Source organism: Nostoc sp. (genome assembly GCF_036917975.1).
In the GTDB taxonomy this organism is placed as follows: Bacteria; Cyanobacteriota; Cyanobacteriia; order Cyanobacteriales; family Nostocaceae; genus Nostoc.
In genome coordinates, this window is sequence record NZ_JBALEJ010000014.1 from 15797 (window position 1) to 28425 (window position 12629).

At 42.9% G+C, this 12629-nt stretch carries 9 protein-coding genes; 3 read left to right on the forward strand and 6 right to left on the reverse strand.

Translation table 11 applies throughout. The features are described from left to right. Nucleotides 1-368 precede the first annotated feature (368 nt). Nucleotides 369-3119: a zinc-dependent metalloprotease gene (locus V7K76_RS04850; protein WP_334953814.1), complete on the forward strand. Its 2751-nt coding sequence runs from the start codon at nucleotides 369-371 to the stop codon at nucleotides 3117-3119. Nucleotides 3120-3305: 186 nt separating this feature from the next. On the opposite strand, the gene V7K76_RS04855 is transcribed toward V7K76_RS04850, so the two are convergent. From V7K76_RS04855 to V7K76_RS04870, 4 genes are all read right to left on the reverse strand, one after another. Next, a complete protein-coding gene (locus tag V7K76_RS04855; protein ID WP_334953815.1) occupies nucleotides 3306-5609 on the reverse strand; it encodes an FAD/NAD(P)-binding protein in 2304 nt (767 codons plus the stop codon). 442 nt (nucleotides 5610-6051) lie between these two features. Beyond that, nucleotides 6052-6936, reverse strand: coding sequence for an alpha/beta fold hydrolase (locus V7K76_RS04860; protein WP_334775232.1), 885 nt, complete (start codon nucleotides 6934-6936; stop codon nucleotides 6052-6054). A 213-nt stretch (nucleotides 6937-7149) separates the two neighbouring features. Continuing rightward, nucleotides 7150-7659, reverse strand: coding sequence for a HugZ family pyridoxamine 5'-phosphate oxidase (locus tag V7K76_RS04865; RefSeq protein ID WP_334775231.1), 510 nt, complete (start codon nucleotides 7657-7659; stop codon nucleotides 7150-7152). Between the two features lie 154 nt (nucleotides 7660-7813). After that, the gene (locus tag V7K76_RS04870; RefSeq protein ID WP_334775230.1) at nucleotides 7814-8470 is read right to left on the reverse strand and encodes a DUF3386 domain-containing protein; all 657 of its coding nucleotides are present in this window, start codon (nucleotides 8468-8470) and stop codon (nucleotides 7814-7816) included. A gap of 100 nt (nucleotides 8471-8570) precedes the next feature. Here V7K76_RS04870 and V7K76_RS04875 point away from each other — a divergent pair, with 100 nt between their 5' ends. Both V7K76_RS04875 and V7K76_RS04880 read left to right on the forward strand, forming a co-directional pair. After that, complete coding sequence (locus V7K76_RS04875) at nucleotides 8571-9242, forward strand: LuxR C-terminal-related transcriptional regulator (protein ID WP_334775229.1); 672 nt, start codon at nucleotides 8571-8573, stop codon at nucleotides 9240-9242. A 250-nt stretch (nucleotides 9243-9492) separates the two neighbouring features. After that, entirely contained in the window at nucleotides 9493-10194 is a 702-nt protein-coding gene (locus V7K76_RS04880) for a hypothetical protein (protein ID WP_334953816.1), read from the forward strand. A 117-nt stretch (nucleotides 10195-10311) separates the two neighbouring features. Here V7K76_RS04880 and V7K76_RS04890 read toward each other — a convergent pair whose 3' ends face one another. Further along, entirely contained in the window at nucleotides 10312-11121 is an 810-nt protein-coding gene (locus V7K76_RS04890; RefSeq protein ID WP_334775227.1) for a response regulator transcription factor, read from the reverse strand. A gap of 39 nt (nucleotides 11122-11160) precedes the next feature. After that, nucleotides 11161-12270: a PAS domain-containing sensor histidine kinase gene (locus tag V7K76_RS04895; RefSeq protein WP_334953817.1), complete on the reverse strand. Its 1110-nt coding sequence runs from the start codon at nucleotides 12268-12270 to the stop codon at nucleotides 11161-11163. Nucleotides 12271-12629: the final 359 nt, after the last annotated feature.

The window sequence follows — 12629 nt, forward strand, 5'->3', positions numbered from 1 at the left end:
TGCTACATTTGGTTTTTAATACAGGTAGAAGTAAAAAAACATATATCTTTAGTTCTAAAAATTGTCTATTTTAAGACATAGATGCTTAATGGACAATTTCTAAAGAGTTACTAATAACAATCAATAGTCACATGACTTTTAGCTAGTACGCCTGTGACGGAATTTTGCCTACCTTTAACAAGTTGCTCGATCAACTTGTCTGTTAATTGAGATGGTAGCTATATTTCTGCTGTGCTGTACTAGAGGCATTGCTTATCTGACTGAGTAGGTTTATATCGTAATCCCTAGATATTGGAAGAGCTTACAGACGAAAAATTACTCGACATTTTTCCTTAATATGAGAACTGCTTCAGGTGGAAAGCCAAAGGATGAAATACTGGATAACGAAATTAGCAATCTGTATAGTATTACTGTATGGCTTGTTGCTATCAACTGATTACGCAGAAGCAAACGAACTTCCAAATATTTCTCATCCTGATGTACAGCAACTAAATACACGCCCAAAAGTTGAAAACTTAGCGAGTCCTGACAATAATCTTACTGAGATTAAAAAGGAAGATTTTTGCCGATTTAATGGCATTGTGAATAGGATTGATAAACTAGAGGGACTCTTCACACTTTATTGCAGTGAGGATTCAGGGAAAATCTATTTAGAACTTAAACCAGAGCAGCTAAATAAAGACTACCTAGCGATAGTGACATTGGAATCTGGCGTTGGGGAAAGTGGGATTTATAGTGGATTACCTCTTTCAGATTTTATCTTCTACTTCCAACGAGTAAACAATAGATTGCATTTTGTTGTGCGAAATGTTAAATTCCGTACAGAAAGTAGAGCAGAACAGCGATCGCTTGCTCGTTCATTTAGCGATTCCGTTCTTTATTCACTCCAAATAGCTACTATCGATCCAAAGAATCAAAATATTCTGATCGAACTGAATGAACTGCTAATGAAGGATTTTCCGGGATTAACTACCCTATTAAAATATTCTTTGCAGGCTGATTATCGCTTAGATGCACGCAAGTCATATTTTGGTGATGTTAACAGCTTCCCGGAAAATGTAGAGATTGATTCTATTTATGGTTTTTCATCACTAGAAGGATCGAATTTAGTTACCGTACCCGATAGCAGGGCGCTGACTCTGAAGGTACACTACAGTTTTTCTCAACTGAGAGAAAAAAATGGTTATATTCCCAGACTTGCTGATGACAGAGTGGGATATTTTATTACTGCTTTCCAAGATTTCTCTAATAAGAATCCTCACGAATCATTTGTACGTTACATCAATCGCTGGTATCTAGAACCATCCGATCCAAATGCCCCCTTGTCTCCACCCAAAAAGCCAATCGTGTATTGGATTGAAAATGCTGTACCCCTAGAGTACCGCGATGCGATTCGTGAAGGCGTTTTGATGTGGAACAAAGCATTTGAAAAAGCCGGATTTCAAAATGCCATTGAAGTGCAGCAAATGCCAGATGATGCTGATTGGAAACCAGCCGATGTACATTACAACACTATTCGCTGGTTCAATTCTTTAGATGCAGGTTTTGCTAGAGGGCCAATGCGCGTCAACCCATTCACTGGGGAAATATTGGATGCAGATATCATCGTGGATGCCAATATGGTGCGTTTAGTTCAGCAAGAATATCACGCACTGATGGAAGTTAATTCATCACTAGGAACAAACCCATGTCAAGAAAAGGCAGGAGAACATGAGAACGTGAGGAAATTTGTGGATAGATTATCCGCGTCATCTCCCACTGCTCTTTTTTCCTCTGAGTTCTGCTATGGTGTAGAGTCTTCAAATCAAGCAGCTATAGGGGCGATGGCGTTGTCAATTTTGCCAAATGCTACACCCAGTAGTGAAACAATGAAGGAGTATGTGCATCAATATTTGCGTTCGATTATTGCTCACGAAGTTGGGCATACTCTGGGTTTGCGCCACAACTTTCATGGCAGCACCATGTTAGCGCCTGAAGAATTAAATAATACTGAAATCACTCACACCAAAGGTTTAGTAGGTTCGGTGATGGACTATCTACCTGTGAATATAGCACCGCAGGGAGTACAGCAAGGTGACTATTTCCCCGGAGTTGTTGGCCCTTATGACGAATGGGCTATTGAGTATGGTTATAAAAGAAACCCATCAGCAGCGCTTGAGGCGATTATTCCAGAATCAGAAAAAAGTTTTTTAGATCAAATTGTACTAGCATCACCTCAACCAGAATTATCTTACGCAACTGATGAGGATATCTGGGACATCAATCCTTTGGCAAATGTCTGGGATATGAGTAGTGATGTACTGCTTTATTCGCAGTGGCAAATGGATAATGCTCGTTTTATGTGGCAGCGCCTTGACAAGGGTTATCCATCGAAAGGAGAAAGCTATAGTAATCTACGTTTGAAATTCAATCGAGTACTTAAATATTATTTTCGGAACGCTACCTTACTTTCTAAATACATTGGTGGACAATCGTTTCAGCGTCTCCACGCTAGTGATGAGGCTGCTTGGACATTTGTACCAGTTTCACTTTTAAAACAACGTCAGGCGTTGACAAAATTACAAAAGTATGTATTTGCTGAGAATGCTTTCAGCTTTTCACCCCAATTGCTGAATCAACTAGCACCGTCGCGCTGGGAACATTGGGGTAGTCCTGCACCGAACAACCGCCTTGATTATCCAATTCACGATCGCATTCTGAGTTTCCAAAGTTCGATATTGCGATCGCTATTAGACAGCGATCGCCTAAATCGGTTACAAGATATAGAATTAAAAACTCTACCTGGGCAAGCTCTTTCCATTCCAGAACTGTTAGATACCCTGCAAACAGGCATCTGGACAGAAGTTTTCACCCCCGGAGAACCAAAGCCAATTTCTAGCATCCGCCGTTCATTGCAACGAGAATATCTAAATATTTTGCTCCAGATGATGTTGGGTATTACCAATACACCTGAAGATGGGCGGACATTGGCTTGGCATGAATTGCGCCAACTGCAAAAAGCCATTGATGTCAGACTCAAACAAATTGGTGAAAGTCTTGATATTTACACCTTAGCCCACTTAGAAGCTTCTGGCGATCGCATCACTAAAGCATTAAACTCGCAGTTACTTTCTAGGTAGCAATGATAAGGAGGCAGGGGCAAGAGGGTTTCAGCCTCGTTCATTTTTGTTAACATATAGGACTTACGCACAGGTAAGGGAAAACGAACCACAGAGAACGCAGAGACCACAGAGGAATGAGAGTTTGAGAGGGTTTTTGCGTAAGTCCTAACAGAGTTTGGTTTTATTCTGCCGACCTACTTACTCCTAAATATACATGGCAAAGTAGTCCTCATAAATTTCAGTATTGGTTGATAGCGTTTGTTCTACTTTTTCACGATCTACATCGATCGCCAAACTCGTGCCATTGCTTAGACTTCCTTCCGGTATGAAATCGCCACAGTATTCATTGGCGGGTACGGCTTCGTTCATCTTTTTGGGATAACTCAAACCCAGATGGCTCATAATGGCGATAAATTGATCGCGGGTGCGATTGGCAAATCGGGGATTGAGGCGTTTTTCTTCGCCAATAGTGGAAACGGTTCGCCCTTTGTAGTCATGGGCAGGATAAACCTGGGTTTCCTCTGGGAGAGTAAATAACTGTTGCGTCACTGTATCGTACAGAGTACCCGCATCGCCAGATTGAAAGTCTGTGCGTCCACAACCGCGAATCAATAAGGCATCCCCAGTTAACAGATGGGTATTGTTCACTAAATAAGCTAGATGGCTGTCGGTGTGCCCTGGTGTTGCGATCGCCTCAATTCGTACCGCTCCCACAATTAAGTTTTCGCGATCGCTAAGGGAGTGATCCGCAGACTTAGCAGTAGCATTTTGGGGCACTATTACCTGACAACCTGTTTGCTGTCTCAGTTTACCAGCACCAGTGATATGGTCAGCATGGATGTGAGTTTCCAAACAGTAGCGGAGACTCAACCCCAAGTCATCCAGTACTTGTAAATCACGGTCTACCTGCTCTAATACTGTATCTACCAGCACCGCATCTTTTGTCTGACTGTCCGCAATTAAATAGGTGTAAGTGCTGGATTCTGGGTCAAAGAATTGGCGAAACAACAGCGTTGACTGGGGTATAGCGGCTCGAAGGTCGCCGGAATCTTGTTCAGTAGCGCGAGAAATGGGCGAAACGGGACGTACCCGCACTGGTAGCGACTGCAACACCGTTGCTGCCAATACCTGGGCTTGTTCGCGCAGTTCGGGGATAGCGATCGTTTCCCACAAATTGCCTTTGCGTGGCGTGCCCAAGGTATAGAATAAGCTTGAACGTTTGCCCTGAGCATCTAATACAGCACCATCAGCAGCAGTATCCAAACCTAAGCCGATATCGTTGGGGCGGATCAATCCTTGGGTGCGTAAATTAGCAATTAGGGATTGGGGCGATCGCTGATAATTTGCCTGTACCCCAGTGCAATTTACTACGCGGCTAACTTGCAAGACTTGATTCCCTTGCGTTTGGCGTTGGCGAACGGTTACAGCCACCGCGTTAGGTGTTGTTTGATAATCCTGAATCCGCCCGGCGGTAATAGTTAGTTGCCCAGAATCCAGCATTGCCTGGACAACCTTGCCAATTTCGGGGGCAATTCGATGCCGATGCACATCCCAATAGGGGGTAGCATGGCGCAAAAGCCGTTTTTGCTCCACGCTGGGTAGTTGTTGCCAGAGTTGTTGAGTGATGGGACGTAGGGAATCAATCACCGATCGCCAGTTGTAGCCTTGCACTGTCGCCGTCTGCACCTCACGGCGAATGCGCCGCAGCAAGCCCCGAACTGTTTTCGGCGCGGTATCTGGGGTCAAAAATGCGGCGTAAGGTTTAGTCGATTGATGGGGTAGCGGAAACAAGCCCCGACGAGACACGGCATAAATTTTACCCCGATGGTTGCGGGCGTGGAGTGACACCACCATATCCACCATCGTCAGTCCAGTGCCAATTAGCAATACAGCCGCATCTGGCTCAAGCTCTGCCAAGGCCTCGGCTGACCAAGCATGACGTAGGTAGGGAGTGTCATTCTCAGAGGATGGCGATCCAGGAGGGGCGGAAGGTGCGTTTCCCAGTGCCAATACAATTTTGTCTGCCACAAAAGTACGGCTGCTACTCAAGGAGACGATCGCGCCTTTGGCTTGTGGCTCCACTGCCACCACTTCATCGATGACGCGCTCCAATCGGACGTTACTTGATGCCGTGGCTTCAGCTTCCTCCAAAATCGACTGGATATAAAGCCCGAATATCTGACGGGGAATAAAGCTGCTGGCATTCAAATCGCTGGGCAGAAATGCCGCCAACTCACTGCGGTTATAGTTTAACCAGCGCAGCAGATGACTCGGATCGTCAGGAAAGGCACTCATTTTGCCTGCGGATACATTTAGCAAATGGCTGATGGTGTCGGTGCTGTAGGCAACTCCCTTGCCAATGTCGTGACTGCGCTCAATCAGTTTAATCAATAAGGGGCGGTTGGCAGTTTTTAACAGGTGAGCCGCTACTAGAGAACCACTAAAGCCAGCGCCAACAAGGGCGATCGTGGTGGTTGAAGGATGTGCTATCAGGACATTAGAATGCATCACAGTGCTAGATAGAGTGTATGGTAACTATTTTCTCAATTAATTTAAATACTATATACCTATCGGTTTTTTGATGTATTATTCCAATGGTTGTTTATTTTAACTTGACCATGAAAATGTGCGCTAAGGAATAAGAATTAAATAACATACAATTTATGTCTCTAGTTTACCTCACCCTCAATCCCTCTCCTTTATAAGGAGAGGGAAGCTAGAGACAGGATGAAGGAAATTTTGCATCTTAATTTAACAGAGTACGGTGGATTTAAGTCCCCCGGTTCAATAACCGGTAAGTTTTGGGTCGGGGTCTAAATCCCCGGACGCGACGCTCGATTACTCGCTAACGCTGCGCTATCGCAGGCTCGCTACCGCAAAGCTTTCACAAAACTTACTTGCGACTTGCGACTTGCGACTTGCGACTTGTTTTAATCGACGTTCCTAACTCTTAAAGATATCGCTGCAATAGACCAATAAAAACTTCTGGGATTTCCAAATGAGGTAATATCCCGGCATCTGCGATCGCAATAAAATCTCGAATTGCCCTGGGATTTAAATTTGCCAAGCGTTGCCCTAATTTGATGTTAGTAAATTGTGCTTTCTCTCCCCAAAAAATGACGGTGGGAATTGTCAGTTGTTGAATATATAAACTCAAGTCGAAGTAAAGATCGCCCCGCAAAAAAGCCAAGGCGGCGAATTTGGCATTAGGCTGTTGTGCAGAAGTTAAATAAGCCTGTACAATCTCTGGGGATAGTCGTTGTGACTTAGCAAAGAGAAAACTTTCTAAAAAATTGCGGACTGCAATTTCATTTTCAGCTCCAAGGATATAAATAAAATTGTCCAACAGAGGCGTATTGATTACCGAAAGCGGAAGTCTGCGTCCAGCACCCTCTCCAAAATCATCAAATCCAGAGGGGGAAACTAAAAACAGTGCTTTAAATAAATTGGGTTGAACAATAGCGAGGCGGATCGCAAAAGCGGCTGTGAGAGATGAGGCTACCACTGTCACAGGCTGGCGACAAGTTTGGATGATAAACTCTGCGATCGTGCTGAGATAATCCCTAATTTTATAATCCCGGACTGGATGGGCCGATTCTCCCCAGCCGATGAGATCGGGGGCTAAAATGCGGTAATTAGAGGCAAAAGCTGGGTAAACTTTAGACCATTCATAAGCAGACGCACCACCACCAAAGTTATGAAGAAACAGTAGTGGGGGTAAATCTTCAGTGTCAGCGATCGCCCAAGGTGCATTTGTTTGGGTATAGTAAACCATTGCCCCCAAGGATGTATGGATGATTTTATGTCCAAAGCCAGGAGGTTGAAACTGAAGCATAAAATTAAAAAGTTTAGTTTAGTAAAAATATCCCTAGACCTGGCGAATAGAATTCGCGGCTATACGAGACTTTACCCACCTGCGTGGGTTTCAAATTCTTAGAGTCCGCGTAGGCGGACTACCCTGCGGGAAGCCGCAAAGCGTCTATGTTTGTGTAGCTGCAATTTCTAATCGCCAGGTATATTTGCTAATTGATAATTGATAATTCATAATTCATCCTTGCTTTTTGTCAGCATCTCCTGTGATTTGCACAAGTTGATGAAGGTTATCACCACTAATATGATAAGCTCCCCCAAAACCAACTACAAAACGACCTTCACTTGGGGTTAGCCGAAAAATCCGAAAGTCAGACAAGCCCCGCAAAACCTCGATAATTTCACCAAACCGCCCTTGAAATTGCTCAACAATTTGATTCCACTTATCAGTTTCACGCTCTATCAAAGTTGCCGTACAATCAAAACTCAAACGACGACGGGCAAAAATTAGATTACTTTTAGCTTCATCCTCGATAAACAAGACACTAACATGAGGATTGGCATAGAGATTTTTGGTATGAATCGAAAGACCACTGACGTAAATGTAGATATTTTTGGAATCATCAATTACAAAAGGAGCATAACTAGCATTGGGTATTGCCTGGGCGCTCACAGTGCTAATGATTACACTCTCAAAAGCTTCAGGAAACTTTTCATACTCAGCTTGAATGTTTTCAAGTTGACTCATAAGTAAATTACCGCTTGATTAGCTATACCTAACTAAGTATGGTAACGTGATTTGAGCGATGTCTACGATCCAGAGAATGCCCAAAAAATAAAAGCGATCGCTCTTTAAGTTAAGGGAGCGATCGCTAATTTTTCGATTGATTAGAGAATACAGCTTAAGCTGCAACAGGTTCCAACAATTTGATGTCAGAAAAGATAAATTCCTGAGTAGAAACTTGTCCTGCTGTCTCGGTGCGAATCTCCCGACGATTTAGAATGAAATAGTCACCAACTTTTTCATACTCATCAATAAATTCGCTTCTTCCGCCCTTTTGTTCCCCAGTTTTGGGGTCATGGTACACAGAGTCATAGCTGTGGGAAAGGTAGCCTTCGCCAGTATCGTGACTGGTGAAAGTGTCAATTGTCACGAAAGTACCGTGGATTAGACGATGAACATGGCAGACTTCATTATTGCGGACTTTGTATTTATCGCCCTCAGCCTTACCACCCATTAAAAGCTCAACCGCACCAGTTTCGTCAGTTTTACCATAGCTAAAAGTATTGGCGCTGTGGGTATCTTCAAAGCTGCGGCGGACGCGGTGAATTGCGATCTCCCAGGCTTGGCCATGAATTGCTTTTTGGGCTGACTCATCATCTACATCCAAAACTTCGGCTTTCAGATTGGCACTGATGATAACTTTGCCAGTAAACACTTGATCATCATGCTTAAAGGTAATATTTGCGGTATAACCGGGAAAATTCTTGTCCCAAGTATAGCGGTTTTCATAAGCAGCCCGGAAAAGTTCCTGAGCAGAGAGTTGTGTAACTGTCATGTGCTTCTCCTAGTCGCTACTGTAATTAGCGTTTTAGTTTCGTTGGTATTAGCATAGAAGTAATTGTTGAGGCTTGGATAGTCCCCAACTGGGTACACTTATGGCTAATTCTCTACACGCTGTATTTCATGCGATCGCCAATGTCCAGAATGAGCAAGAGTTAAGACTCGCTCTCACGGATAAAATTAGCGAGCATTTTGGCGTGCAAAATTGGGGTATTTATCTCCTAGATGAGCAGCCAAGCACTGAGATTAATCTTTCAGGCATCCCAGCAGTATGCTTAGAAAGCAATCCAGTGGGGCGTTATGTGGTTGAACGTCATGCTCCCGCCCATGAGCAGCTATTATTATCACCAGGAGACTGGAAGCATTTTTGTTCGCGTTCCGATCACGAACACGTCATGACTGGGCCAATTGTTTGCGATGGTCGTCTTGTCGGCACCCTTAACTTGGCTCGTGACAAGGGAAATCCGGCCTTTAATGGCAATGATTTAGCTGACTTGAGCGCTTTATGTATTCATTTGTCAGCAAAAATGGCAACCCTACGGACAAAACCCAAAATATCCAATTCCCTTTTAGTGAGTCCTTTAACAGCGCGTGAGTTAGAAATTGCCGATTTGGTGGCGCAAGGGTTAACGAATGCCGAAATAGGGGAAAAACTCTGGATTACGCAAAATTCCGTCAAACAAGCCTTAAAAAGGATGTTTCGGAAGTTGAAGGTTTCGGCACGTGCAGAAATGGTGGCAAAGCTACAAGATATACAAGTTTCATAAATATATAGCAATAAATAAGATCCCCGACTTCTTAAAGAAGTCGGGGATCTAAGCCTTGTGGTATTTGCAAATCAAATAGGATTGCTATAAGCTTGGTGAGCTAATTTAAATAAAAACTTTTGTTTTTGACAGTTTTATTTTTTGGACAATAGTAATATAAGTCGTGAATAAAGTCTTTGACAATTAAGACTTGGTGATAATTTAAGTAAGTTCTCTAGAACTTAGTTAGTTTTTTAACAGGAGAAGTAGGGTGCTTAACAACCTTGATCAGTTATTATCTCCCCGTAAGTGGGCAATTTCCCTCGCGGGCTTAGGCTTACTTCTCGGTTTGGGCTTTATAGCCAAGCAGACTCAAGTAATATCATTTACAGATTCTCGATTATCATCGGCTCAGATTCACAAAACCTCTGAAAACTCTCTTTTGTCGCAGTTGAGAAAAATTCGAGAGCAAAGAAGTCAACTTCATGCGGCTTCTGGAGGGAGAGAAGGTTTTTTGCATGAGAGCGGAAAAACAGTACCTACAATTACAGCGCTGGTTCCGGGCGATCAGGGGACTACAAAAAGCGCAGGAGTTTTGCCAAAAGCAAATTTTCCTACAAAAGATGGGATTTACCTCTATGGGCAATCCCCAAAACCAAACCAGCTTGGTCAAGGTTACATCATCTTTCAAAAACAGCAGGATAAGGTAACGGGTGCTTTATATATGCCCCAATCAGAGTTTAATTGTTTTCAGGGTACAATCAACCCATCAGGAGAATTGGCAATGACGGTTAATACTTCGTCAAATGAAGCCAACTCTAACCAATCAAATCAGGTAGCTACAAGCAGTAGGCTGCCCAAAATTAATGATGATGAGTCAAATTCTTATGCTTATTCACTGGCTCTGCAAGACTTTTATCGACTAAATTCTATCACTGCTAGCGATCGCCGCACGTTGCAAATGTGCAAATGAATAATGAGTTTTTGACGAAAACCTGAAATGGTACAGATCCCTGCTAAAGCCCTGACTCTAAGTGAATTCCTGGATCTGCCAGAGACAGAACCGGCCAGTGAATACATTCCCCCTGCCTTAGTTTGACTCCCAGGCGCACCCTCTGCGATTCACTTTACGCCAAGCCTGGGGAGTAGTTCCATAATATTGGCGAAACTGACGAAAGAAATGATTGATACTGCGATAGCCTAATGCGATCGCAATCTGCTGTATTGACTGGTCAGTTTTTAACAACAAAGTGCGTGCGGCTGTTACCCGCCGCCTAACAATCCAGCGATTTAGGGTTTCTCCTGTTTGATTTCGTACTAAACCAGTTAAGTATGCAGAAGAGAAACCCAGATATTTTGCTACATCACGCGAACTAATTGACTCGTGATAATGAGTTTCAATAAAATTAAATATCTTTTTTAGCTGAGGACAAGAACCAAAAAGCGCAGAAAAATTGGTGAATTCATCAGTTTCATCGGCTGACAACTCCAAGACGCGCCCAGATTCAAAGGCAAACCATTGTTTGATAATTGCCTGTTTTTTCAGTTGAGCTGCGATTGCTCCTAGTAATTCTTCTGGAGTAAAAGGCTTGATCAGATAGTCATTCGCCCCTAGTGCCATACCTTGGCGAACCTCTGCTTGGGTACTTTTCCCAGTCAGGAAAATAAAGGGAATAATGGCCGTGGTGGGATTTTGGTGTAGTGTCTTTAGAACTCCATAACCATCTAGTTCTGGCATCATCACGTCGCAGATCACTAAATTAGGCAGATGTTCATGTGCTTTTTGGACACCAATCCGACCGTTTTTGGCACTGATTGTTTCAAATCCTTCTATTTGCAAGGAATCTATCAAGATTTCTCTGGTTAGTTGCTCATCTTCGATGACTAATACTTTAATCATATTTTCCTCACTTTCTCGGTTGCAGGTGCTTTTGGATTGTTAATTTTGTAAGGGGAGGGCGATAGCAAACTCAGTCCCTACACCAACTTGACTTTTGACTGTAATTTGACCACCGTGGATATCCACAAGGTTTTTCACAATGGCTAATCCCAAGCCATTACCTGGTAAGTTATCGACATTCTTACCCCGATAAAATGGTTCAAACAATCTTTCTTGATCGGCAGCAGTAATGCCAATACCTCGATCTTTAATCTGAAAAATAACTTTTCCGCCTTGGCAGGAAACTATGAAATCGACAATGTTACCAGAAGGAGAATATTTAATCGCATTTTCAAGCAAATTTGTCAGAATAATCTGAAGCATTATTTTATCCACGCTAACTGATGAACAATCGCTTTCACAGCAGAAATTTATCAACTTCTGGTAACTTTCATTCGGATATAATTCTGCCAATAGGTTACGGCAAAATTGCAGCAAATCAAGTGGTTTTGGCTCAAATTTTAATTTTCCTGATTCTGCTTTACCGATGATTAAAACTTCATCGATTAACAAACTGAGCATTTCGACTCCTTTTTGCAGCCGATTCACATACTCCTGTATTTTGCCCTTACTCCAGTCATCGCTATGACGCTTTAGTAAGTTAGTGCAGTATGAAATGACATTGATGGGAACGCGCAACTCATGGGAAACCATCGATACAAGTTGCACTCTGCTCTCTCCTAGTTCTTTTTCTCGTTCTAGAATTTGTTTAATTCTCTGTTCTGCTTGCTTGTATTTGGTAATATCTACTGCTGTTAATAATTTGGCTGGATTTCCTGCAAAATCTATCACTTTCACCGAATAGTCTAGCCAGCATTCTTCACCATTTTTGGTTAGTATTTTAACTTCTTTATATTGGGGAAGAGTACAGTGAATGCAATCAAAGTTTGGGTTTAAGTCCTCCACAGTCATCGAGAGAAATTCTTCACCAGAATACCCAAATACAGAACAGGCTGCATTATTAAAAGACAGAATCTTTCCATCCGAGCCTACTAGGAAAATGGCTTCTGCTACACAGTTCATCAAGGACTTAGTTAACTGTAAATCCTCTTCTTTTATTTGCTTCTTTGTAAAAGAGCGAGAATCTAACAGCAGATTATTAAAAACCATCTTTTTAATTCCTGCAATGAAAGTTTGATTGAAGCAAAGATGGGTATAGCAGGAATGGCACTAAGTTAAGATACAGCCTTACCCTGACTGGTTCCCAGCCTGGAGGTTAGGAAACCATTTCTGGAGGCTTGGCCTCCTCTTTCTTGACCAGAGGCAGAGCCTCTTTTGAATCCGTTCCCAGCCTGGAGGCTGGGAACGAGGCTACACAAGCCTTTAGGCTTTTCTTAGTGCCATTCGGTCTAGCAGCATATCATCGAAACAGTGCTGTTAGCAGATATAGCGGTTCTCTGCCCTTGTGAGATAATCCACTAAGAGCAAGGCTACGGTGACAAGTCTGAAGTAGCTTACAAATCTGGGTT